General features: G+C 51.7%; 22 protein-coding genes and 1 pseudogene. 20 read left to right on the forward strand and 3 right to left on the reverse strand.

All coding sequences use genetic code 11. From position 1 onward, the window contains the following. Positions 1–11: 11 nt before the first annotated feature. Both IC803_RS01710 and IC803_RS01715 read right to left on the reverse strand, forming a co-directional pair. A complete protein-coding gene (locus IC803_RS01710) occupies positions 12–602 on the reverse strand; it encodes a DUF6230 family protein (RefSeq protein ID WP_081207154.1) in 591 nt (196 codons plus the stop codon). A 278-nt stretch (positions 603–880) separates the two neighbouring features. Beyond that, complete coding sequence (locus IC803_RS01715) at positions 881–1,777, reverse strand: LysR family transcriptional regulator (RefSeq protein ID WP_081207153.1); 897 nt, start codon at positions 1,775–1,777, stop codon at positions 881–883. A 156-nt stretch (positions 1,778–1,933) separates the two neighbouring features. Here IC803_RS01715 and hpaB point away from each other — a divergent pair, with 156 nt between their 5' ends. The 18 genes and pseudogenes from hpaB (at position 1,934) to IC803_RS01805 (ending at position 20,357) form a co-directional block, all read left to right on the forward strand. Then, positions 1,934–3,415: a 4-hydroxyphenylacetate 3-monooxygenase, oxygenase component gene (gene hpaB / locus IC803_RS01720; RefSeq protein WP_081207152.1), complete on the forward strand. Its 1,482-nt coding sequence runs from the start codon at positions 1,934–1,936 to the stop codon at positions 3,413–3,415. A gap of 19 nt (positions 3,416–3,434) precedes the next feature. Next, a complete protein-coding gene (gene hpaD, locus IC803_RS01725) occupies positions 3,435–4,418 on the forward strand; it encodes a 3,4-dihydroxyphenylacetate 2,3-dioxygenase (protein ID WP_081207151.1) in 984 nt (327 codons plus the stop codon). Between the two features lie 97 nt (positions 4,419–4,515). Then, positions 4,516–5,445, forward strand: a complete 930-nt coding sequence (hpaI, locus tag IC803_RS01730; RefSeq protein ID WP_081207150.1) for a 2,4-dihydroxyhept-2-ene-1,7-dioic acid aldolase — start codon at positions 4,516–4,518, stop codon at positions 5,443–5,445. A gap of 100 nt (positions 5,446–5,545) precedes the next feature. Beyond that, positions 5,546–6,331 carry a fumarylacetoacetate hydrolase family protein gene (locus IC803_RS01735; RefSeq protein WP_081207149.1) on the forward strand — a complete coding sequence of 262 codons (786 nt, stop codon included), beginning with the start codon at positions 5,546–5,548 and terminating at the stop codon, positions 6,329–6,331. Then, entirely contained in the window at positions 6,328–7,065 is a 738-nt protein-coding gene (locus IC803_RS01740; protein ID WP_081207148.1) for a fumarylacetoacetate hydrolase family protein, read from the forward strand. The genes IC803_RS01735 and IC803_RS01740 overlap by 4 nt, the downstream gene beginning before the upstream one ends. A gap of 74 nt (positions 7,066–7,139) precedes the next feature. Continuing rightward, positions 7,140–7,532, forward strand: a complete 393-nt coding sequence (locus IC803_RS01745) for a 5-carboxymethyl-2-hydroxymuconate Delta-isomerase (protein WP_081207147.1) — start codon at positions 7,140–7,142, stop codon at positions 7,530–7,532. Positions 7,533–7,547: 15 nt separating this feature from the next. After that, positions 7,548–9,059: a 5-carboxymethyl-2-hydroxymuconate semialdehyde dehydrogenase gene (hpaE, locus tag IC803_RS01750; protein ID WP_081207146.1), complete on the forward strand. Its 1,512-nt coding sequence runs from the start codon at positions 7,548–7,550 to the stop codon at positions 9,057–9,059. A gap of 39 nt (positions 9,060–9,098) precedes the next feature. Next, on the forward strand, positions 9,099–9,746 hold the full coding sequence (locus IC803_RS01755; RefSeq protein WP_081207145.1) for a GntR family transcriptional regulator: 648 nt from the start codon (positions 9,099–9,101) through the stop codon (positions 9,744–9,746). 83 nt (positions 9,747–9,829) lie between these two features. Then, on the forward strand, positions 9,830–10,999 hold the full coding sequence (locus IC803_RS01760; RefSeq protein WP_081207144.1) for an ABC transporter substrate-binding protein: 1,170 nt from the start codon (positions 9,830–9,832) through the stop codon (positions 10,997–10,999). 69 nt (positions 11,000–11,068) lie between these two features. Beyond that, positions 11,069–11,950, forward strand: a complete 882-nt coding sequence (locus IC803_RS01765; protein ID WP_081207143.1) for a branched-chain amino acid ABC transporter permease — start codon at positions 11,069–11,071, stop codon at positions 11,948–11,950. A 6-nt stretch (positions 11,951–11,956) separates the two neighbouring features. Next, positions 11,957–13,027, forward strand: coding sequence for a branched-chain amino acid ABC transporter permease (locus IC803_RS01770; RefSeq protein ID WP_081207142.1), 1,071 nt, complete (start codon positions 11,957–11,959; stop codon positions 13,025–13,027). After that, positions 13,024–13,803, forward strand: a complete 780-nt coding sequence (locus IC803_RS01775) for an ABC transporter ATP-binding protein (RefSeq protein ID WP_081207141.1) — start codon at positions 13,024–13,026, stop codon at positions 13,801–13,803. The genes IC803_RS01770 and IC803_RS01775 overlap by 4 nt, the downstream gene beginning before the upstream one ends. Next, positions 13,797–14,519, forward strand: coding sequence for an ABC transporter ATP-binding protein (locus IC803_RS01780; protein ID WP_081207140.1), 723 nt, complete (start codon positions 13,797–13,799; stop codon positions 14,517–14,519). Before IC803_RS01775 ends, IC803_RS01780 begins: the two co-directional genes overlap by 7 nt. A 161-nt stretch (positions 14,520–14,680) precedes the next feature. Next, positions 14,681–15,151: pseudogene (locus IC803_RS01785) on the forward strand (flavin reductase family protein). Between the two features lie 634 nt (positions 15,152–15,785). Next, positions 15,786–16,787, forward strand: coding sequence for a TAXI family TRAP transporter solute-binding subunit (locus IC803_RS01790; protein WP_081207288.1), 1,002 nt, complete (start codon positions 15,786–15,788; stop codon positions 16,785–16,787). 78 nt (positions 16,788–16,865) lie between these two features. After that, complete coding sequence (locus tag IC803_RS01795) at positions 16,866–17,366, forward strand: DUF1850 domain-containing protein (RefSeq protein WP_081207138.1); 501 nt, start codon at positions 16,866–16,868, stop codon at positions 17,364–17,366. Continuing rightward, complete coding sequence (locus IC803_RS01800) at positions 17,359–19,311, forward strand: TRAP transporter permease (RefSeq protein WP_081207137.1); 1,953 nt, start codon at positions 17,359–17,361, stop codon at positions 19,309–19,311. Before IC803_RS01795 ends, IC803_RS01800 begins: the two co-directional genes overlap by 8 nt. Before the next feature lie 578 nt (positions 19,312–19,889). Then, the gene (locus IC803_RS01805) at positions 19,890–20,357 is read left to right on the forward strand and encodes a flavin reductase family protein (RefSeq protein ID WP_081207136.1); all 468 of its coding nucleotides are present in this window, start codon (positions 19,890–19,892) and stop codon (positions 20,355–20,357) included. A 182-nt stretch (positions 20,358–20,539) separates the two neighbouring features. Here the strand turns inward: IC803_RS01805 and IC803_RS01810 are convergent, their stop codons facing one another. After that, positions 20,540–21,103, reverse strand: a complete 564-nt coding sequence (locus IC803_RS01810) for an FAD-dependent oxidoreductase (protein WP_081207135.1) — start codon at positions 21,101–21,103, stop codon at positions 20,540–20,542. A gap of 407 nt (positions 21,104–21,510) precedes the next feature. Here IC803_RS01810 and IC803_RS18305 point away from each other — a divergent pair, with 407 nt between their 5' ends. Continuing rightward, the gene (locus IC803_RS18305; protein WP_255508575.1) at positions 21,511–22,221 is read left to right on the forward strand and encodes a pyruvate kinase; all 711 of its coding nucleotides are present in this window, start codon (positions 21,511–21,513) and stop codon (positions 22,219–22,221) included. Next, complete coding sequence (locus tag IC803_RS01815; RefSeq protein ID WP_255508576.1) at positions 22,218–23,030, forward strand: pyruvate kinase; 813 nt, start codon at positions 22,218–22,220, stop codon at positions 23,028–23,030. Before IC803_RS18305 ends, IC803_RS01815 begins: the two co-directional genes overlap by 4 nt. The last annotated feature ends 90 nt before the right edge of the window (positions 23,031–23,120 follow it).

The following is a 23,120-nucleotide window of genomic DNA, read 5'->3' on the forward strand; positions in this document are numbered from 1 at the left end:
ACCATCCTTGCTTATTTCAGTCTCTCAAAGTATACTTTCATGCCTGGAAGCGAAACTTTTTGCTGGAACAAATAGACTGTTTTTAAGTCCCCGTTTTCGATTGAAATGCTATCGGCTCCTTGGGTGAACTCTTGTGCTGCTTTTTGAACGGGATTTTGTACATCGCCTACATAGTTTTCTTTCATCGTCAAGCTGCCGAAGGAGATGTTGCCGTTAATTTGCGTTGCTTTTTGCACTAGCCCATCGATCGATACGGTTCCGCCGGCTTCAATGACGACGCGGAGACCAAGCGCTTCGAAGTCCTTTGAAATTTTGAGTCCTTGGATGCTGGCATTTTTGATTTCGTTGACAAATACCGGCGTTTGTTTCGTCTCTCCAGATTCCGCCATCCCCCCGTACATTTTAAAGCCTTGCCCGTTAAGCTTGTCAAATTGGATGGTAAATTCACCGACCCCGCCGAGCGGCAAGGCGTACGCGACACCCGTGAGCCCGAAGATGGACAATAGGGCGCTGAGAAACAGAAACCCTCCGAGCAGTGCGGCGAGCAGCGGCTTTTTTGCCGTATGCCCCCCAATGATGACCGATTTTGTTGCCATTTCCATGGCTGTTCTCCTCCCCCTTTTTGAATGAGAATGGTTGTAAGCGTTTTAGTAAATCTGTTTAAATTTTATGACAATTCCTTTTCCTATTGAAGCCCTACGTTTGTCGGATTTTTTTCTGTTCCTTCTCGGGTCGTGACGGTCAAAAGAAGGGAATGGATCGATCAAATGAAGAAGGAAGTTGGAAAATTAGAACAGGCAAACCACCAGGACGTCTGTGCCCCTCTTTTTTGTTCGCTTGATGGCGCCTGAGCGGCGTTTAGCAAAGGGAATCGAGGGCGCTACTGTTGATCCATGGCCGCCGTTTGTTGCAACAGATCGAGAAAATGATGGGCGCTTTTCGGCAAATATCGTTGTCGGTCAAGGATGACGGCGGCTTCCGCGGTCATCGACGAGTCGATGATCTCAAGCTCCTTGATGCCGGGGAGGCGAAACAAGGCCACGGTGGATTGAGGCACAATGGTGGCACCAATGCCTTCTGCGACCAAGGAAAGCAAAATGGTCGCGTCCGGGCATTCGCATAGGATGTTTGGTTCAAACCCGTGGCGTCGGCATTCCGCGACGACCCGTTCGTACTGTCCGGCACCGTGCACACGGTGGAGAAGGAGGAGCGGCCACTCCGCAAAATCGCGCATCGATAAGGCAGATCGGCTCAATGCCCAGTGCTTGGGCAAGACGGCGACATAACGGTCGCTTGGCAGCGGAATGATGTCGTAATGAGACGAATCGATCGGTAAGCGGACAATGCCGATATCGATATGGCGCTCTTGAAGCAGCTGGCAAATGGAAAACGTATCTCCTTCCCGAAGATGAAACGTCACGTTCGGAAACTGTTCATGGAATTGGTGGATCGCTTGTGCCAAATAGTAAAAGCACGATTTGACGCAGCCGACAGCCAATGTTCCCGCTGTCCCCATTTCGATTTCTTTCACTTCCGAGATGGCGTCATCAAGCTGGCGCAACAGTTGTTTCGCCTTTTCGTAAAACGCTTTGCCCGGTGCGGTAAGCTCCATTTTTTTCGCTTTCCGGTCAAATAGCGAAACGCCGAGCTCTTCTTCGAGCTGCTTCAGCTGTTGGCTGAGCGGCGGCTGAGCGATATGAAGTTTTTGTGCCGCCTTCGTGACTTGTCCCTCTTCGGCAATGGTGACGAAGTATTTCAGCTGTTTCACATCGATCATGGCCGTGTCTCCTCTCTTCTTCCATATCTTTTTCGTATAGGATGGTTGAGCATTTTTGTATTTTTCATATATGAAATCATATGTTATATTAATTTCGAACATTCTGAATGGTAGCGCTTACTTCATTTATTATACTTGAAAATAGGAGGAATGAAAATGCCGGCCAAAACAGGAAAGCAGTATATGGAGAGGCTGAAGCAGGCGAAAAGCAGCGTGTACATCCATGGGGAAAAAGTCGAAGATGTCACCGTCCATCCGGCGTTTCGCAATGTCGTTCGCTCCATGGCGGCGCTGTACGACCGGCAATATGAAAAGCCGGACAAAATGTTGTACCGGTCGCCGACAACTGGACAGTTGGTCGGGATGACGTTTATCCAGCCGACGACGATCGATGAGCTCATCGCCCGCCGCGAGGCGACGCAAGAATGGGCTCGGATGTCGGCCGGAATGATGGGGCGTTCGCCGGATTACTTAAACGCCGAAGTGATGGCGATGGGCATCGCCAATGATTTGTTTGCCGAAGACGACCCGATGTTTGCCGAGAATGCAAGAAACTATTATGAATATGCGCGGGAAAATGACATCAGCTTGACGCATACGCTCATCCATCCGCAAATGAATCGCGCCAAGGCGCTTCACGAGCAAAAAGACGCCGATGTGCCGCTCCATTTGGTGGAACGGCGAAAAGACGGCATCATCGTCAGCGGCATCCGCCTGTTGGCGACGCAAGGCGGAATCACAGACGAAATTTTAGTGTTTCCGTCTACGGTGAAAAAATCGACAGCAGGTGAAGATCCGTATGCGCTCGCCTTTGCCATCCCGAACAATACGCCAGGTGTGAAGTTCATTTGCCGCGAGGCGTTCGATTACGGGCGCAGCACGTGGGACCATCCGCTCGCGTCTCGCTTTGAAGAAGGCGATGCGATCGTTTCATTTGAAAACGTGTTTGTGCCATGGGAGCGCGTCTTTGTCTGCGGCAATTCGTCGATTTGTAACCGGACGTTCCGTGAGACGAATGCGGTCGTTCATATGTCCCATCAAGTGGTGGCGAAAAACATCGTCAAAACGGAGTTTTTGCTTGGGGTTACCCTTTGTCTCATCGAAGCGATCGGCATTGGTGAGTTTCAACATGTGAAGGACAAAGGGGCGGAAATCATGCTCGCTCTCGAAACGATGAAAAGCCACTTGTACCGGGCTGAGCATAACGCAAAGCCAGATCGTTGGGGGACGATGACGCCGGATTTTGCTGCTTTGGATGCTGCGCGCAACTGGTATCCACGCGTGTATCCACGTTTGGTGGAAATCATCCGCATTTTAGGGGCGTCCGGCTTGATGGCGATTCCGACAGAAGCAGATTTTGAACATGAGGAAATCGGGGACATCGTCCGCCGGGCGATGCAAGGGGCGACGGTGGGTGGTTATGAACGTGTCCAACTGTTCCGATTAGCTTGGGATTTGACGATGAGCGCGTTCGGTGCAAGGCAGACGCACTATGAATATTACTTTTTCGGGGACCCCGTACGGATGGGGATGGCCTATTTCGACGGCTATGAAAAAGAGTCGTATAAACAGTTTGTGCAACAATTTTTGTGTACGAAAAAAGGCGGCGTTTCGATTCCGTTGAACAGCGATCATTGATTAGAGGGGGAGAGGAACAATGACGTTTTCCATCATTCGTTGTGCTCGCGCGGTGCTGCATGTGACTGATTTGGCCGCGTCGCGTGACTTTTATGAACGGGTGCTTGGGTTTGTCGTGACGGAAGCGGACCGTGAGCATATCTATTTACGCGGGTTGGAAGAATACCACCATCATAGCTTAGTGTTGAAAAAGGCGCCCCGTCCCGCGGTCGAGGCGCTTGGCTACAAAGTCGGTTCCGAGCAAGAACTCGAAGCGCTGTACGAATGGTTTGCGGCGCAACAGCTGAACCCAAGATGGATTGAGGACGGCTCGCAGCGTGCCGTTGGACGGGCGTTTCGCGTCCAAGACCCATTAGGGCTGCCGCTTGAGTTTTTCGTGCATATGGAGAAAACCGAGCGGCTGTTGCAGCGCTATGACTTGTATCGCGGTGCCCGCGTCCAACGTATTGACCATTTCAACTGTGCGGTAACGGATGTACAGAAAGGATACGATTTTTACGTTGGCGATTTAGGCTTTGCCTGCTCAGAATATACAGAAACAGAGGATGGCAAGCTGTGGGCGGCTTGGCTGCATCGGAAGCAAAATGTCCATGATTTGGCGCTCATGAACGGGAAAGGGCCGCGCCTTCATCATATCGGTTTTTGGCTGCCGGATCCGCTTAGCCTGATCCATGCATGCGATGTGTTGGCGGCATCAGGATACGGGTCCAGCATTGAACGGGGGCCGGGGCGGCATGGGCTATCCAATGCGTTCTTTGTCTATTTGCGCGACCCGGACGGCCATCGAATTGAGTTGTATAACGGTGACTATTTGACGAGCGATCCGGATTTTCCGCCAATCCGTTGGGATTTGGACGATCCGCGGCGCCAGACATTTTGGGGGCATGCGGCGCCGGACAGCTGGTTTGAAGAGGCGTCGGACATGTTGAACGTCCATAGTGGCCAACCGATTGAACCGAACGAACCGGCGTTGCAGAAAGTGAAACCGACCTTTTTGATCTAACATAAATCATATATAATTTTATAGTTGATTTCATATATACTATTATGTATAATATTCGTAACATTAGGAAAAATCAGTCTACTAGGAGGCAAGGGGGATGACATACCGCGAGGTGAAAGAGCGGCTGCGCGGCTCGATTGCACCGGTCGTCACGCCGTTTGATGAAGAGGGAAACGTTGATTTTGCCACGTTGACGGCACTCATTGATTGGCATATAAAAAGCGGCACACACGGCATTTCGGTGACGGGGACATCCGGCGAGCCGAGTTCGCTGACAATTGACGAACGAAAACAGGTGATGGAAACAGCGAAAAAGGCGGTCACCGGGCGTGTGCCGTTTGTGCCGGGGACGGGCTCGACGAACCATGCGGAAACGATCGAGTTGACGAAATTCGCCCAAGAGATTGGGGCCGATGCCGCGATGGTCATCGTCCCGTATTACAACCGCCCGTCTCAGCAGGCACTCTATAAGCATTTTAAGGCGGTGGCCGAGTCAGTTGACATTCCGATCATCGTCTACAATATTCCAGGGCGGACGGCGGTCAATTTGGAAGTCAAAACGTTAGCGCGGCTCGCCGAGGACTGCCCGAACATTATCGGGGTGAAGGAGTCAAACAAAGATTTTGAGCATGTCAATCGGGTGTTATGGCATTGCGGGCGCGATTTTCTGCTGTTCTCCGGCATCGAGCTGTTGTGCTATCCGATGTTGGCGATCGGTGGCGCCGGTTCGATCAGCGCAACGGCCAACGTTGTGCCGCAGAAGGTGGCTGAGCTGCATGATGCTTGGTTCGACGGCGATGTCAAGCGGGCGCAAGACCTTCATTTTGAACTGATGGAGCTCAATGACGTGCTGTTCATTGAAACGAATCCCGGCCCGGTGAAGGCGGCGCTTGGCATGATGGGAAAAATCACCCCAAAACTTCGCCTGCCGCTTGATTTGCCAAGCGAAGAGCACCAGGAACAAATCCGTCGCACGCTCGTCAAATATGGGTTGTTGACTGAGGCGGCGCAACAGCCGGCGAAATAAGCGTTGTCGACTGTTCTACCTGAAGGAAGGCGGGCGGCGCGCCCACCGATCCTGACATGGAGAGGCTGTGACATTGATTACTGCGATGGAAGGGGGAGAGATGATCGTGAATGTGCGGCTGCGCCTAGCCGGCCGGCGGCATTCGATTGAGGCGGAAGTGGACTGGCGCGGCGGGACGGTAACGTTGGACGGACGGACATCGCGCATCAATGAATGGGAGTGGGAGGCGCCAGAAGTCGGCGCTATGTATGGGGTGGCGCTCAATGATCGGCGGGAATGGGAGGCGATGGCCGAGGCGATGACCGCCCCGCCGTATCGGAAGCCGCCGGAAGGTCCGGTGCTGTATATGAAGCCGGCCAATACGATCAACGCCCATCGGCGGCCGGTCGTTCTCCCGCCTGGCGTCAACCGGCTTCGCGCTGCTCCGGCTGTCGGCCTTGTCATCGGGCGGACGGCCGCGCGCGTCCGTCCTGAGGAGGCGCTCGATGTCGTATTCGGCTATACGATCGTGAATGATTTGTCCATCCCGCACGAGCAGCTGTACCGCCCGGCGGTGAAGGAGCAAGCGCGCGACGGGTTCACTCCGATCGGTCCATGGGTGGTGCCGAAAGAGGAAACCGTGCCGCTGTCGTCGCTTTCGGCGCGCGTATATGTAAACGGCCGTCTTGTTCAATGCGTCGATCTCCGTCGTTTTCGGCGCCCGCCTGAACAATGGCTCGCGGATGTGACCGAGTTTATGACGCTTGAGGAGGGAGATGTGCTGTTTTTCAGCTGGCCGGCCGACGCCTCGCTCGTTTCGGCGGGGGATGTGGTGCGCATCGAAATAGAAGGGATCGGCGCGTTGGAAAATCGGATCGTTATCGAAGAAGGAGGAGAAGGGGAATGAAGCGGGCGCGTGTCGCGTGGAACGGAACGGTGACCGAAGCCGAGCCGCTTGACAGCGGTCGCCTCCTTCTTCCGGATGGAACGATCGTCGATGATCATAAGGTGATGTGGCTTCCCCCGGTCGAGCCGCACACGATCGTGGCGCTTGGGTTGAATTATGCTGACCATGCTGGAGAGTTGTCGTTGGCCGCCCCGAAAGAGCCGCTGTTATTTTTCAAAGGGAAAAACACGTTGGTTGGTCATCTTGGCCGCACCGTCCGGCCGGCAGGGGTTGACATGATGCATTACGAATGCGAGCTCGCTGTGGTCATCGGCCGCCCGGCTCGTCGGGTGAAGGCGGAACAGGCGTATGATTACATTTTGGGATACACGATTGCCAACGATTATGCTGTCCGCGATTATTTGGAAAATTACTACCGGCCGAATTTTCGCGTTAAAAACCGGGATCGGGCGACGCCGCTTGGCCCGTGGATCGTCAGCCATGAGGAAGTTGGCGACCCGATGGCGCTGGCGTTGCGGACGTATGTCAATGGAGCGCTCGTGCAGGAAGGATATACAGCCGATATGATTTTTTCCATCCCGTATTTGCTTGAATATATTACGAGTTTTATGACGCTCGCTCCGGGCGATCTGATTTTGACCGGCACGCCGAAAGGGGCGGTGAACGTCCAGCCCGGCGATGAAGTTGTGACTGAAATCGAGCGCATTGGTCGGCTCATCAATTACATTGAATAGCTAGCATCTAACGATACGCGAACCATTCGGTTAAAGAGAGCGGGGCACTTTCAGAACGAAAGGAAGGGAGCACGATGCCGCACTTTATTTTGGAATATACGGATAATCTTGGTGAAGAGGCCGACTTTCGCGGCTTGCTGATGAAAATCAATCAAGCATTGATACGCCGGAGCGATTGGTTTCCGATCGGCGGCATCCGTTCGCGGGCCATCCGGCTTCATGAGTATTGTGTGGCGGACGGCACCCATGATGATGCCTTTGTACATGGGACGCTGAAAATCGGTGCCGGTCGCCCAGAGACGGTGAAAAAAGCAGTCGGCGATGAACTGTTTGCGATCATGAAAGACCATTTCGCCCCGCTGTTTGCCAAACGGTATTTGGCGTTGTCACTTGAGTTGTACGAATTCAGCGAGGCGGGGACGTACAAGCATAACAACATTCATGCGCGTTATCGAACAACGCCGTAGCAGAGGGGGAGACGAATGGCAACGCAACCGAACGTGCTTCATTATATCAACGGGCGGTTTGTCGAAAGCGCGAACTGCGCGTTTTTTGACAACATGAACCCTTTTACGAATGAACCGATCAATCAAGTGGCGGAAGGGAACAAAGAAGAGATCGATGCGGCGGTCCGGGCGGCGAAGACAGCGTTTGATGACGGTCCATGGCGAACGATGCCGGTCGAGGAGCGGCTTCGTTACGTGCTTCGCATCGCGGAGTTGATTGAACGGGATAAGGAAGAGATCGCCTACTTAGAGACGCTTGATACCGGCATTCCGATCAGCCAGGCGAAAAAACAGGCTGCCCGTGCAGCAGAAAACTTCCGTTTTTACGCCGAAATGGTGAAAACGCGCCTTGTCGGTGAGGCGTATCACGTCAATGGCCAGTTTTTAAACTATACTGTCTATAAACCGGTCGGAATCGCGGGGCTGATCACGCCATGGAATACGCCGTTTATGCTTGAGACGTGGAAAGTTGCCCCGGCGCTCGCGACCGGCAATACGGTCGTCTTGAAACCGGCCGAGTGGTCACCGTTGACGGCGAATAAGCTCGCAGAAATCATCGATGAAGCCGGACTGCCTGCTGGGGTGTTCAACGTTGTGCATGGATTTGGTGAAACAGCGGGTGCCGCGCTTGTTGCCCATCCAGACGTGCGCCTCATCTCCTTCACCGGGGAGACGACAACCGGCATGGAAATCATCCGCAACAGCGCCGCGACGTTGAAAAAAACGTCGATGGAGCTCGGCGGCAAGTCACCGCTCATCGTCTTTGCCGACGCGGACATGGAACGGGCACTTGATGCGGCGGTTTGGGGGATGTATTCTCTCAACGGGGAACGGTGCACCGCCAATTCGCGGTTGTTGCTGGAGCGATCAATATATGATGAGTTTGTGGAACGACTGAAACAGCGCGTCGATCAAATCGTCATCGGTGATCCGATGAATCCGGCGACCGAGCTGGGGCCGCTCATTCATCGCGCCCACTGGGAGCGGGTGAACCGCTACATTGAAATCGCCAAGCAAGAAGGAGCGGACGTTTACGCCGCAAGCGTGCCGGAAGGGTTAGAAAAAGGCAATTTTGTGCCGCCGACGCTGCTGCTTAGCTGCCATAATGGAATGAGGGTGGCGCAAGAAGAAATTTTCGGCCCGGTGATGGCGGTTATGCCGTTTACGGATGAAGAGGAAGCGATTCGATTGGCCAACGATGTGAAGTACGGACTTGCCGCCTATGTATGGACGAACGATCTAAAGCGCGGCCACCGTGTCGCTCAAGCGATCGAAAGCGGGATGGCATGGGTCAACTCGCCAAATGTCCGCGATTTACGCATTCCGTTTGGTGGGACGAAATATAGTGGCATCGGTCGGGAAGGCGGGCATTACAGCTTTGACTTTTACACGGAAGTGCAAGTTGTTCATGTCGCCGTCGGCGACCCGCCAATTCCTCCATTCGGCAAAACGAATCCCTCATCTGCCTTGTCGGTCGAACAGAAATAACTGCTAGCGAACATATATGACATAGTATATGATAAACATATGGAAACGAAAGCGAAAAATAAAACACAGTTGGCGTATGAGTATATTTTAGCCCGTATCGAAAGTGGAACCTATGGTCCAGGATACCGTGTTGTCATCGATCAAATTGCTCGCGAGCTGGGATTAAGCAGCATCCCGGTGCGTGAGGCAATCCGCCAGCTGGAGGCGGAAGGGCTGGTCGAATTTAAGCCGTATGCCGGCGCCATTGTCAGCACCATTAACGAAAAAGAATATGTCGAAACGCTTTCGGTATTGGCTGTCTTAGAAGGCTATGCGACGGCGCTTAGCTCCACCCATGTCACAAAGGAGGCGATCGAAGAGCTTGAGAGGTTGAACGAGCAAATGGGGCTAGCGCTTGAAGAGCTGGAGCTGGAACGGTTCAGCGAGCTGAACTATGCGTTCCATTCGTTGATTTATTCACACTGCGGCAATGTGTATTTAGAAGAGCAAATCAAGCAAACTTGGCAGCGGATGAAGCGCATCCGCGTTTACGGATTTACCCTTGTTCCGCAACGGGCAAAAGCTTCGATTGAAGAACATCGGAAAATGATCCGCCTGTTGCGCGAACAGGCGCCGCCGCATGAAGTGGAACAGTATGCACGCCAACATAAAATGAATACCGTCGAAGCGTTTTTGCGGCGGCGTTGACTTCCCCCGCTGAGCGGCATCCGCTTGGCGGGGAAGGATGATTGAATTGGAAGCGCTATCAAATAACAAGGGGGTCATAGAGCATGAGAAAAAGGATCTATGTCTGCTTGGCAGCATTACTAGTTCTTTTTCTTACCGCTTGTGGAAAGACAGCAACAACAGGGGAAGAAGATCAAATCAAAATTGGTGCCATTTTCTCCGCTTCTGGGGGAGCAGCCCCGCTTGGAAAACCAGAAATGGAGACCATCAAAATGCTGGTGGAACAATGGAATAAGCAAGGTGGCATCAATGGTAAGAAAATCAAGCTGATTGCCTATGATGACAAGTCCGATCAAAATGAAGCCGTATTATCCACGAAAAAGCTGATCGAGCAGGACAAAGTGAAGGCACTAATTGGCGGCACGATCAGCGGAAACTCCTTAGCCATGATCCCACTCGTTGAGAAAGCAGGCATTCCGTACATTTCCCTCGCTGCAAGCAAACAAATTGTCAATCCAAGCGATGGATCCTCGCGCCATTGGACATTTAAAACAGCCCAAGGAGACGATATTGTCATTAACAAGCTGCTTGGCTTTTTGAAAGAAAAGGGATGGACGAGCGTTGCCTGGCTCAATGTCGCCAATGCTTATGGAACAAGTGGCCATAGCGAGTTTGTGCACTATGCTCCGGATTACGGAGTCAAGGCTGTGATTGAAGAGGAATTTGAGGCGACCGTCGATGATGCGAAAGCGATGTTGACAAGAGTGAAAAAAGCCAATCCACAGGCGATCATCGTTTGGGGAACAGCGCAAGAATCGGCAGTTGTGACGAAAAATATTCGCGAGCTGGGCATTAATGTGCCGATTATTGCAAGCCACGGTGTTGGCACAAAAAGCTTTATCGATTTAGCAGGAGAGGCGGCGAACGGCGTCATTCTCCCTGCGGGGCGCATTTTAGTGGCTGATCAGCTCCCGGACAGCGATCCGCAAAAGGAGACGCTATTAACCTATAAAGAACAGTTTGAGAAAACGTACAACTATGAACCGACGACATTTGGCGGGCACGCTTGGGATGCGTTCCATCTATTGATGAATGCCATTAAAGAAGGGGGAACTGACAAAGAAAAAATACGGGGGGTGCTGGAAGAGACAACGGATTTTGTTGGTGTCTCAGGCGTATTCCATATGTCCAAAGACAATCATACCGGACTGAATGCCGATAGTTTGGTGATGGTGCAAATTCAAGGCGGAAAATTTGTGCTTGCGGAGAATTAGAAAAAGAAAGGGAATTAGGCGGCGGATTCCCTTTTGTTTCACCTAGCCAATAGGGGGAGGACAAAGCTGATGGAAGCATGGAGCCAGTTTGTGCAGCTGCTGTTTTCCGGACTGACGCTCGGCAGCATTTATGCATTAGTGGCGCTCGGATTTGTGATTACGTACAGTGTGACCGGTATTTTAAACCTAGCTCAAGGAGATTTCGCGATGTTAGGCGCCCTGATTTGTATTGCGTTGGTCAAGAGCGGCGTGCCGTTCGTTCTCGCTATCGGGATGAGCATGCTCGCCGTGATGGTCATCGGAGGGCTGTTTGAACGGCTGGCGATTCAGCGGGCACGCCATGCGTCCGTCGCTGTGCTCATTATTATTACGATTGGCGCGTCGTTCGTCTTTCGCGGGATCGCTTTGCTTGTATGGGGGACGGATCCGTATGCTTTGCGTCCGTTTGCTGGGTGGGAATCGCTTTCGATGTTTGGAGCGGTGATCCAATGGCAAAGTATTTGGGCGATCATCATTTCGATTACTAGTTTCATCGGATTGCACTTGTTCTTTCAACGGACGTATTTTGGCAAAGCGGTGGCGGCTTGCGTCATCAATCCGTTTGCCGCCCGTTTGATGGGCATTGATATTCGCAAAATGTCGATTGGGGCTGTCGCGGTTAGTGCCGGGCTTGGTGCATTGGCGGGAATGGTCATCGCTCCGATCTCCGGTGCCTCGTATGATATGGGGATCATGATCGGATTAAAAGCATTTATTGCGGCCGTTGTGGGTGGATTGACGAATGCTCCGGCCGCGATCGCGGGAGCGTTTCTTGTCGGTTTGCTCGAATCGTTTGCCGAAGGATATTTGTCTTCCGGATACAAAGACGCGATCAGCTTTGGGCTGTTATTGCTTGTGCTCTTCTTTATGCCGAATGGATTGTTTGCGAAAATGACAGGAAAGCGGGTATAAGGAGGAATGGCGGTGGAACGGTATGAACAGATCAGCGGAGGACGGAGGTGGCTAGCGCTGCTCATTTTGTTGGCTGCTTGGCTGGGGCTCCCTTTCCTTGTTTCCGGAAACAATTACCTGTTGAGCACACTGATTATCATTGGCCTTTATACCCTAGTCAGTACAGGGATGACGCTATTGATGGGGTACGCTGGGCAAATTTCGCTCGGGCAAGCCGCCTTTTATGGCATCGGCGCTTATGCGTCCGCTTATTTGACCGCCCATGTAGGATGGTCTCCTTGGCTGGCGATGGCAGTTGGTGCGCTGTTGGCCGCCTTGGTGGCATTTGTTGTTGGCATCCCGGTGTTTCGGTTGCGTGAACATTATTTAGCTTTGGCGACGCTAGGATTTGGCGTCATTATGTTTACACTGTTTAAGGAGTGGAAAGCGATCACCGGAGGGTTAAACGGCTTTTTTGGTATTCCGCCGATCAGTGCACTGGGGATTTCCTTACAGACTGATATTCAGTTTTATTACCTTGTTTGGCTGTTTGTGTTTATCGGTTTATGGTTTGCCCACAATATCGTCCGCTCCCGGGTCGGACGGGCGCTGCGAGCCATTCACGGAAGCGAAGTGGCGGCCAGCTCGCTTGGGGTAAACATCACCAAATACAAGTTACAAATCTTTATGATTAGCGCTGTTTACGCTTCAGTTGCCGGAAGTTTGTATGCGCATTATGTTACGTTCATCAACCCAGACTTATTTAGCATTGTTCCCTCTATTTATTTTCTGATTATGGTTGTCATCGGCGGGACGGCTGGGGTATGGGGTGGCCTTGTTGGTGCGGCTGTTTATGTTGGCTTAGGTGAATGGCTAAAAGCGGTTGTGCCGTTGTTACTTCCGGATGCTGGCGGAGAGTTTGAAATCGTCTTTTTTGGTTTGTTGCTTATTCTCATGCTTATGTACATGCCTAGTGGATTGACGGACGCCATGCAAAAGGGAATGAAACGGTTTTTGGCAATGGACGGGAGTCAGAAAGGAAAAGCAGCGGCGACCGACCGTCATGAGGCGCGTTCGATAGGGGGAGGGCATGGATGAACGCGATGTTGTTGGAAGTCGAACAATTGTCTAAGTCGTTTGGCGGAGTTCAAGCGGTTCAGCGTGTGTCGTTTGGGGTGAAAAAGGGAGACATTGTTGCTGTGATCGGGCCGAACGGAGCGGGAAAAACAACATTGTTCAATGTCATTAGCGGCGTTGTTCCGCCGACAGATGGTTTCGTTCGTTTTCACGGGATGACAGTCAATGGAAAACGGCCGGATGAGCTGGCGATGCTCGGGATGACAAGAACCTTTCAAAACTTGCAGCTGTTTGCTGATATGACCGTATTGGAAAACGTCATGGTCGGATTCCATCCACGTTTGAAAAGCGGGATCATAAGCGCCGGTTTTCGCCTGCCCCGTACAGTCAAAGAGGAGAAACGAGCGCGGGAAGAGGCATTCGTCTGCCTCGAGCAAGTCGGTTTGGCCGATTTGGCGATGGAACAGGCGGGAACGCTTCCGTACGGGATGCAGCGGATCGTGGAAATCGCCAGGGCAGCCGTCTCCCGTCCGTCGCTTATTTTGCTTGATGAACCGATGGCTGGGCTCAATCCGCAAGAATCAAAGCAGCTCGTTGATGTATGGCTGGCGATGAGGGAACAAGGGATGACCTTTTTGTTCGTGGAACATGATATGGAAACGGTCATGTCAGTCGCCGACCGGATTGTCGTTCTCGATTACGGACAAAAAATCGCCGAAGGGACACCGAAAGAAATCGCACGGCATCCGGATGTCATTAAGGCGTATTTAGGTGAAGGGGAGGCGGCGCCATGTTGACAATTCGCAACGTTCATGTTCACCATGACCATTTGCATGTGTTAAAAGAGGTTGATCTGCAAGTGAGAGAAGGGGAAATTGTCGCAGTCGTCGGCGCCAACGGAGCGGGCAAAAGCACGCTCCTTGGTACGATTGCGGGCCTTTATGTCCCTTCAGAAGGTGAAATTCTCTTTGAAGGTGAACCGCTTTCGTACGGAAAAGTAGAACGTATCGTCGAAAAAGGCGTTTGTCTCGTTCCGGAGAGGAGGCAAATTTTTGAAGGCTTATCGGTCAAGGACAATTTGCTCCTTGGGGCATACCGCCGTTACCGTCGTGATAGGCGCGAAGTGAAGCACGATTATGAACAAGTGCTTGAGTTGTTTCCAAAGTTGAAAACGATGCTTGACCGCCCAGGAGGATTGTTAAGCGGCGGTGAGCAGCAAATGCTGGCGATCGCCCGGGGGTTAATGGCAAAACCGAAACTGTTGATGCTTGATGAGCCATCGCTCGGGCTGGCACCACTCATCGTCAAAGAAGTGATGGAGCTGCTGAAACGACTGCGCGATCAGCTTCATACCACCGTTGTGCTCGTTGAACAAAACGTACGCGCTGCACTGCAAACGGCGGATGAGGCGTATGTGTTGGAGCGCGGCCGGATCGTGGCGCACGGAAAGGCAGTTGAATTGCTCGTGGATGAACGGGTAGCTGCGGCATACCTTGGGGCGGCGGGCCGCTGATCGCAGTTGTTATCATCGCTCCTCTCTTTCCTGAAATTCGCTATAATCGTCGTGTTTTCCTAATATAACATCAAAATGGAGAGCAGCCAACTACCGTTTTCAAGCAGAAATAAACTAGCTGCACAACCACAATTGATGAACAAGGAAAGATGGGAGAACGCATGGATGATCGCACATTTCGCAACGCGATGGGAAAATTCGCAACCGGCGTGACGGTCGTGACGACCGCGTTTCAAGGGGAAGCGAAAGGGATGACGGCGAACGCGTTTATGTCCGTTTCGCTTGATCCGAAGCTTGTCGTCGTCTCGATTGGTCATAAAGCACGGATGCATGACATCGTCAAGCAAACAGGGAAGTTTGCCGTCAACATTTTGACGCGTGGCCAGGAGGATTTGTCGCGGTTGTTTGCCGGTCAGTTGAAGGAAGGGCGGGATGTGGCGTTTGAATAGGTCGATGGATACCCGATTTTGCCAGACGCGATGGCGAATATTTTATGCAACGTGCACAGCTCGTACGTCGCTGGCGACCATACGCTCTATTTTGGAGAAGTGGCCGATATTTTGATGAAAGACGAACCGGGTGACCCACTCTTATTTTTTGAAGGAAAGTATGGGAGTGTTGACCATGCATGATGAGACAGTCGTGATGGCCGGCGAACAGCCGGCCGGATATCTACTGTTTAGTGAAATGGATGAATCCCCCAAGAACTGAGTTTGAGAGGTTCTTGCGCATGAAAGGATTTCCCATACACCCGCGTACAGAACTCACTCTTCGTCCCGCGAGAAATTTCTAGGCGAGCACTCTTTGCAGACGCTACTTTTACACCGCAGACAGGCCGATTCTGTTGTTTCAAGTGCTCCGTTTTCTCGCCCCCGAAGTTGTCTAATCCTTCTTCTGTCGTTTCGCGTGTGTTAGTTTGTCGGCTAATGAATCCTTGTATAGTTGAGTCGTGTCATGGATAGAAAGGAAACATGCGCGTTCGGGGTTTACATAAAAAGGTGAATAGAGGGGGCGGTGCTAAAGAACTGATGGTTTATGAGGGAATGCGGCGCGAAATCCGGATTTTGTCAAATAGGGGAGTTTTGCCAAACTTAAACTTTGCTTCCCTCTACAACCACGGTTTGGTCGGAAATTGTGGGGCTTTCCCCGGCCTTCTACAGGTCAATCGGAAAACAGAACTAAGGAAATAATATGATGGTTGTGAAAATATGTTTGGTGCAATATAATCATAAAGGGAAACTGAAAATAGCAAAGGAGATGATGACGATGAAGAAGCGAAAGTGGTTTACGCGTGCTATGGCTGTTCTTTCTCTGTCGCTGTTGCTCGGCGCTTGTGGAAACGGTAACAACAATGGAGGGACAGAGCAAGAAGGAGCCAACGGGAAGCAAGGCGGCGACGTGAAATTCCTCAGCATTGCCACCGGCGGGACGGGCGGAACGTATTATCCGCTTGGCGGGGCGTTTGCCGATATTATTAAAGATGAAACGGGTATTGACGCCAATGCCATCACTTCGGGTGCATCGGCGGAAAACATGGCGATTTTGGATGCGGGCGATGCGGAAATTGCGTTTGCTCAAACTGACATCGCGACATACGCGACAGAAGGAAAATTAATGTTTAAAGAGAAAATTGAAAGGGTGAAAGGGATTGCCACCCTTTACCCGGAAACGATTCAAATCGTTACAACGAAAAAATCAGGCATTCAGTCCGTTGAAGATTTAAAAGGAAAAGTCGTTTCCGTCGGGGAAGCTGGCTCGGGGACGCGGGCAAACGCAGAACAAATTTTGGAAGTTCACGGCATGACGTTTGATGATATTAAAGCGCGCAACTTGTCGTTTGATGATTCTGTCTCCGGCATCCAAGATGGCACGATTGACGCCGCCTTTATTACGGCGGGAACGCCGACGGGAGCGGTGGAAGGATTATCCGCGACGGAAGATGTCGTCATTGTGCCGATCGCTGAAGACAAAATCAATGCGCTGATTGAGAAATACCCGTACTATGCGAAAGACGAAGTGCCTCAAGGGACGTATAAGCTAGCGGAAAACGTTCCGACGGTCGCTGTGCGTGCGATGCTCGTCGCTCGAGCGGATCTGCCGGAAGACACGGTTTATAACGTGACGAAAGCGATTTTTGAAAACTTAGATAAGGTCAAACATGCCAAAGCTCAGCAAATCAAGCTGGAACATGCGCTGGATGGCATGTCAATCGAGCTTCATCCAGGGGCGAAGAAGTATTTTGATGAAAAAGGAATAAAAGCGGAATAACGATATTGTGGGAAGGACTGGCGCGTGTGATAGCGTCAGCCCTTCCTTATTTCCGCCAGCCACTAAGGAGGGCGGCTGATGCGAAAACGGGTCGTAGCAATCAGTGTACTTCTGGCGGCGGCCGCAGTCTTCTTTCTTCCTTTCCGACAGGTGGTCGCGTTTGAAAAAGAGGGCCGGGTCGCTGCGTATATCCCGATTTCTCAAGGGGACACGTTCGCGATTCGCTATACGCATTCGATTCATCGTTCAGATGTCGAAGAAACGTATCAAGTGATGGCTGACGGGACGATTGAACAAATCGCTCTCACCTATGAGGATACGGCGGTCGGGATGCCGGCGAACGCGGCGCCAGGGGAGACATTTACGTTTCGAAATGGAAAATACTATATTACCGGCATGGAGCGCAAATTTCCATCCATCTTGTTGAGCATTGGACGAGTTGTCGCCAATCATCGTGTCGTTTATAAGGGGAAGACGGTAGCGCTAAAAACAGTCATCCCTCCCGGCTCCATTGTCCGCATCAAGGTGGCACGACTATCATTGGTTCAATGCTGGAAGGGAGTGAATTTGTTTGGCTGACAAGTTTGAACAGCTATCCGCTGAGGAACAGCAACAATTGTTGGAAAAATACGATCCGGAAGCAGCGACGCGAAAACTGAAAGGGCCGCTTGGCTGGATTGTCTTTTTCGGGCTGCTTTCCTTTTCGCTCTTTCAGTTGTATGCTTCGATTTTTCAAACGCTTCCAAAACAAATTTTATTGTCGATTCATTTAGGGTTTGCCCTGTCGCTCATCTTTTTGCTGTTTCCGGCGCGGAAAAAACACCTTCATCGCGCCGACGTCGGCATTGTGAATATCATTTTGTCGCTATTGTCGATCGGGGTCGGTGCCTATTTGCCGCTCATGCTTGATGACATCGTGCAGCGCATCGGCATTATGACGCCGCTCGACTTTACGGTCGGTTTGGTCGCCGTGCTGCTTGTGCTTGAGGCGACGAGGCGGGCGGTCGGGCTGCCGATTACGATCATTGCATCGCTATTTTTGCTGTATGCGTATTTTGGGCCGTATATGCCGGGGTTTTTAGCCCATCGGGGTGTTGATTTAGAAGGGCTCGTCAAAACGATGTTTTTTACGACGGAAGGCATTTTCGGCACGCCGCTGTATGTATCGGCGACATACATTTTTGTATTTTTATTGTTTGGCGCATTTTTAGTGAAAACAGGCGTCGGCGAATATTTTAATGATCTGGCGCTCGTTGTCGCCGGGAAGAGAATCGGCGGCCCGGCGAAGGTCGCGGTGTTTTCAAGCGCGCTGCAAGGAACGATCAGCGGCAGCTCGGTGGCGAATGTCGTTACTTCCGGGTCGTTTACGATTCCGATGATGAAACGGCTCGGATATGGAAAAGAGTTTGCCGGTGCCGTTGAGGCGACGTCGTCCACCGGCGGCCAGCTCATGCCTCCGGTCATGGGAGCGGCTGCGTTTTTGATGGTGGAGTTTATCGGCGGCATTTCGTATTGGGAGATCGCAAAAGCGGCGGCGATTCCGGCGATTTTGTATTTCGCCGGCATTTGGATGATGACGCACTTTGAAGCGAAACGAATTGGGCTGCGCGGGTTGACAGAGGAAGAAATGCCAGACCGAAAAGAAGTGCTCGGAAAAATCTACTTGCTCGTTCCAATCGTCATCGTCATCGTGCTGCTGATGAGCGGAATGAGCGTGATGCGAGCCGCGCTTTGGTCGATCGTTGCGATCATTGTGGTCAGTGCGTTGAAAAAAGAAACGCGGTTAGGATGGCGCGACATCATTGACGCTTTGGTCGATGGGGCGCGAAGCGCGCTGTCTGTGGCGGCGGCGACAGCAGCTGCCGGGATTATCGTCGGTGTCGTAACGAAAACCGGCCTTGGCTTAAAAATGGCGAACGGATTAGTCGATTTGTCGAACGGCATTTTGATCTTAACGCTCTTTTTCACGATGTTGACATCGCTCATTCTCGGCATGGGGTCGCCGACGACCGCCAACTATGTCATTACGTCAACGATCGCTGCACCGGCGATCATCGCTTCCGGCGTGCCGGAACTGGCGGCTCATTTGTTCGTCTTTTACTTTGGCATTATTGCCGACATTACGCCGCCGGTGGCGCTTGCGGCGTTTGCGGCCGCCGGTATTTCCGGAGGAAAGCCGCTAAGGACCGGGGTGATCGCGTCGAAGCTTGCGATTTCCGCGTTTATCATTCCGTATATGTTTGTCTTTTCGCCGGCGCTGTTAATGATCGATACGACGCTTCCCTATTTGATATGGGTTGTCTTTTCCGCGTTTATCGGCATGCTAGCCATTAGCGCGGGGATGATCGGCTTTTGGTACCGGAAGCTTAACATTCTTGAACGCATCGTTGCGGTTGTAACAGGGTTGTTGCTGATTTATCCAGAAAAAATCAGTGACATTGTCGGATTAGGCTTATTTGCTGCCATGTTTGCCATTCAATATGCAGCCGGAAGACGGGAACGGACGCAGAAAACGGCGTCATAAAAGTCCGATTTGAACAAACCGAAAGGCAGGCGCTCATCTGGACGAGGCCTGCCTTTTTCTTGCGGTTGCGATGAGACGGTGACATCATCTGGCGCTTTGCGGACAAGCCGTTGCGTTTTCATCTATGGATGCAGGCCCGTCATTTTCTTGCGCTGCCACTAAAGAAAAGAATAGCGTCAATAGCAAAGTCGTAGCCGCTTTTTTGTGCATCAAATGGGAAACCGGTTCAGGCGATGAAAAGGAACCGGCCGGCTTTGAGCAAGGACATCTCCGACGCGGCAATGGCTGATGGCGCGTCGTCGTTGTTTCCTTGTTTTGTTTTTGCTATGATGAGGATAGATTTGGTTGGCTTTCCGGGCATCGGCTTGCTTGCAACATGCACCTAAGCGGCTGAGAACTGCCCGCCTAGTGGGCCGGTGATTGAAAAAGACCAATGTAAAAAGGTATTTCTTTCATTGAGAACGTCTATTTTTTGAGCAATAAAAAATCATTGATGGAAGGACATCGCAGTTTTTCACCGGCCTTCTGGGAGCAGCAAACAACAGCTAGATGATGAAAAGGGAAGGATGGGAGAACGCATGGATGATCGCACATTTCGCAACGCGATGGGGAAATTCGCAACCGGCGTGACGGTCGTGACGACCGCGTTTCAAGGGGAAGCAAAAGGGATGACGGCGAACGCGTTTATGTCCGTTTCGCTCGATCCGAAGCTTGTCGTCGTCTCGATTGGCCATAAAGCACGGATGCATGACATCGTCAAGCAAACAGGGAAGTTTGCCGTCAACATGTTGACGCGCGACCAAGAAGATTTGTCGCGGCTGTTTGCCGGTCAGTTGAAGGAAGAGCGGGATGTGGTGTTTGAATGGATCGATGGCCATCCGATTTTGCCAGATGCGATGGCGAACATTTTATGCAATGTGCACAGCTCGTACGTCGCCGGCGACCATACGCTCTATTTTGGAGAAGTGACTGATATTTTGATGAAAGAGGAACCGGGCGATCCGCTCTTATTTTTCGAAGGGAAGTACCGAAGCATTGGCCAATAAGGATGAGACAGGTGTACGGCAGTTCGCCGAGGCATTGGTTGTTCGGTTCACAGGAAAGCAAAGGGTGTCCCAAAAGCAGCGGGACACCCTTTTTTATGGCTGTCTATAGGGGCAGAACGATCCCATAAGACCATATTTTGCCTCTCTCTTGAAGAAAGGCGTCCTTTTCAGTCAGCGCTTTGTCATTTTTTCAATACATCGTGGTCGACGTACCGTTCGCCGTTCAGTTCGCTAATGACGTTAATGGCGACTTTGGCCCCATCACCGGCGGTGATGATCGTATGAACGCTGACGCCGGCCACCGTGCCGGCTGCCCAAATGCCGTCGATATTCGTTTTGCCGTTTGTATCCACGTCAATAACGGTTTTAATGCGCGGCTCGGTCCCCGGTTTCGTGCGAAGGCCGATTTTTTCCGCAAGGTCGGTGGCAAGACCGGTAGCGAAAATGACGTGTTTCGCTCCATACGAACCGTTGTCGGTGTCAAGCCGGAATCCGTCGTCTGTTTTTTGGATGTCCGTCACTTGTGCGGTCACCAGTTTAGCACCAAACTTGGCCGCTTGTTTTTTGCCCGTTTCGATTAAATCCGGACCGCCGATCTCCGGGACGCCGTAATGGTTTTCCACCCAAGCGCGTTTGGTCATGCCTTTGTCGTTGTCCAATACGACCGTCTTTTTTCCTGCCTTGGCGGCGAAAATCGCAGCGCTCGCTCCGGCCGGTCCGGCCCCGATGATGGCAATGTCGTACATTATTACAGCCTCCCTTTGTTTGAATATTAACACTATGAATAGTGTAGCATAGGTGGAAACAAGGTCCAAATGATTTGTTTTATAAATTGATAATTATTATTAATTTATATTTACTATAAATATGGTTGTGTGTATAATAAAAAGTAGAGGGATGATAAAGGAGAGACGGATGAATGAGTAAAACGATCATTTGTGATCAATGCCAGCAGCCGGTACGGCGGCTGAAACATTCGTTGCTTTGCCGATGTGGAATGAAATTGGTTGCTCAAAAATAGGATGGTGAACACAGACACAGTTGTGTTCAAGTTGGCAACCGGCGAATGACGCCGGTTTTTTCTGTCCTTATTTTTGTCGGCGGCGAATATATAAAAATAAAACCGCATTTTTGATGAGGGTTGGTGCCGCTGATGCACGACAAACGAGATTTGGGCGACCGCTTGGCCGCTTTTTACCGCGAGATGGTCGAGTGGGTCGGACAAAAACGGAAACATTTTCCGCTTTCGTCCCATGAAGAAAGCCGGGATCAGTTGCTCGCTTATTTATATATGAAAGAGCATATGCCTCCCGATTTGATGGAAGATCTGGAAGAGGAGGGATTGCTGCTTGACGGGCAAGAGCCTCATCTCATCGCGACAGTGGAACAGTTTTTGACTTATTTGCGCACGCCGTTTGATCGTGGAAAAGAGATTCGAACAGTGACAAGAAACGAAGCGAAGCGGCTGATTGACGAACGAACGGAAGCGATGTTTGGCCCATGCGCTCATTCCCGGCGGACGCGCATCATGGTGACGATGGACGAAGCGTGGGCCGATGAGCCGGACATCATAGAGCGGCTGCTTTTGTACGGCATGGACATTGCCCGCATTAATTGCGCCTACGGTTCACCGGAAACGTGGGAGACGCTGGCGGCTGTCATCCGCCGGGCGGAAGAGCGGTTGCAACAACAACTGCTAGGGAAGCGATGCCGCATCTATATGGATTTGCCGGGCCCGAAAATTCGGGTCGACCGGCTTGCCGTTCATACAGGGCCGGTGAAGCTGACCGTGCCGAAAAATGAATATGGGGAACCGGTTCAACCGTTGGCCGGGATCATTTCTGCGGCTCGTTTACCCCGATGAAAGCGTTCAAAACTGCACCGCTTATCGATGACGCCCAGTTTGCGGCTGCAAAGGATGAACGCGGTGTAAAAATGACGACCACATTGGCGAAAGCATGGCGCAACGTGCGGGCGGGGGATCGGCTGTATTTGAACGATGGCCAAATTTTGGCCAGGGTCGTTAAAGTGCATGGACAGTGCGTGGAGGCAAAAGTCATCGCCGATGGGGGAAAGCAGAAAACGATCAAACAAGGGACGGGCATCCATCTTCCCGATTCGTTCGTCCATTTGACTGTTCCACCGCTCACCGACCGTGATCTCGAATTGATTCCGTTCATTGCGGAGCATGCGGATATGGTCGGATTATCGTTTGTCCATACGCCGTATGACTTGCGAAAGCTTTATCGTTTGCTTTCAGAGCAAGGGGCTTCTTCCCTTTCGGTGATTGCGAAGATCGAAACGAGGGAGGCGCTCCACAACTTAGCCCGCATTGTGCTTGAGGGGTTAAAGCTCCCGGCGTTCGGGGTGATGATTGCCCGCGGCGATTTAGCGCTTGAGGTCGGATTTGAACATATGGCCGCCACCCAGCGCGAGATTTTGACGCTATGTCGAGCGGCCCATATTCCGGTCATTTGGGCGACGCAAGTGCTTGAACAGCTAGCGAAAAAAGGGTTGCCATCGCGTGCGGAAATCTCGGATGTATCGTTAGGGAAACAGGCGCAATGCGTCATGTTGAATAAAGGAGCTCATATCGCCGAAGCGGTGCGGGTGTTAGCTTCTTTATTGGAAGAAGCGCCGCACTTGTTCGCTTTGTTGGACGAAGAGGAGTAGGAGGCGGACACAGGTGGCCGCCCCTTATTTTTTGTTTATATGTAAACTTTAATTAATTTTTGGTTGACAAAAAAGAGAGGGATTCGGCAA

Source organism: Geobacillus sp. 46C-IIa (assembly GCF_014679505.1).
GTDB lineage: Bacteria > Bacillota > Bacilli > Bacillales > Anoxybacillaceae > Geobacillus.

Bases quoted from the DNA above. Each gene is read 5' to 3' on its own strand.
- IC803_RS01710 (WP_081207154.1), bottom strand. From the start codon at position 602: ATGGAAATGGCAACAAAATCGGTCATCATTGGGGGGCATACGGCAAAA.
- IC803_RS01715 (WP_081207153.1), bottom strand. From the start codon at position 1,777: ATGATCGATGTGAAACAGCTGAAATACTTCGTCACCATTGCCGAAGAG.
- hpaB (WP_081207152.1), top strand. From the start codon at position 1,934: ATGCCGGCCAAAACAGGAAAGCAGTATATGGAGAGGCTGAAGCAGGCG.
- hpaD (WP_081207151.1), top strand. From the start codon at position 3,435: ATGACGTTTTCCATCATTCGTTGTGCTCGCGCGGTGCTGCATGTGACT.
- hpaI (WP_081207150.1), top strand. From the start codon at position 4,516: ATGACATACCGCGAGGTGAAAGAGCGGCTGCGCGGCTCGATTGCACCG.
- IC803_RS01735 (WP_081207149.1), top strand. From the start codon at position 5,546: ATGATCGTGAATGTGCGGCTGCGCCTAGCCGGCCGGCGGCATTCGATT.
- IC803_RS01740 (WP_081207148.1), top strand. From the start codon at position 6,328: ATGAAGCGGGCGCGTGTCGCGTGGAACGGAACGGTGACCGAAGCCGAG.
- IC803_RS01745 (WP_081207147.1), top strand. From the start codon at position 7,140: ATGCCGCACTTTATTTTGGAATATACGGATAATCTTGGTGAAGAGGCC.
- hpaE (WP_081207146.1), top strand. From the start codon at position 7,548: ATGGCAACGCAACCGAACGTGCTTCATTATATCAACGGGCGGTTTGTC.
- IC803_RS01755 (WP_081207145.1), top strand. From the start codon at position 9,099: ATGGAAACGAAAGCGAAAAATAAAACACAGTTGGCGTATGAGTATATT.
- IC803_RS01760 (WP_081207144.1), top strand. From the start codon at position 9,830: ATGAGAAAAAGGATCTATGTCTGCTTGGCAGCATTACTAGTTCTTTTT.
- IC803_RS01765 (WP_081207143.1), top strand. From the start codon at position 11,069: ATGGAAGCATGGAGCCAGTTTGTGCAGCTGCTGTTTTCCGGACTGACG.
- IC803_RS01770 (WP_081207142.1), top strand. From the start codon at position 11,957: ATGGCGGTGGAACGGTATGAACAGATCAGCGGAGGACGGAGGTGGCTA.
- IC803_RS01775 (WP_081207141.1), top strand. From the start codon at position 13,024: ATGAACGCGATGTTGTTGGAAGTCGAACAATTGTCTAAGTCGTTTGGC.
- IC803_RS01780 (WP_081207140.1), top strand. From the start codon at position 13,797: ATGTTGACAATTCGCAACGTTCATGTTCACCATGACCATTTGCATGTG.
- IC803_RS01790 (WP_081207288.1), top strand. From the start codon at position 15,786: ATGAAGAAGCGAAAGTGGTTTACGCGTGCTATGGCTGTTCTTTCTCTG.
- IC803_RS01795 (WP_081207138.1), top strand. From the start codon at position 16,866: ATGCGAAAACGGGTCGTAGCAATCAGTGTACTTCTGGCGGCGGCCGCA.
- IC803_RS01805 (WP_081207136.1), top strand. From the start codon at position 19,890: ATGGATGATCGCACATTTCGCAACGCGATGGGGAAATTCGCAACCGGC.
- IC803_RS01810 (WP_081207135.1), bottom strand. From the start codon at position 21,103: ATGTACGACATTGCCATCATCGGGGCCGGACCGGCCGGAGCGAGCGCT.
- IC803_RS18305 (WP_255508575.1), top strand. From the start codon at position 21,511: ATGCACGACAAACGAGATTTGGGCGACCGCTTGGCCGCTTTTTACCGC.
- IC803_RS01815 (WP_255508576.1), top strand. From the start codon at position 22,218: ATGAAAGCGTTCAAAACTGCACCGCTTATCGATGACGCCCAGTTTGCG.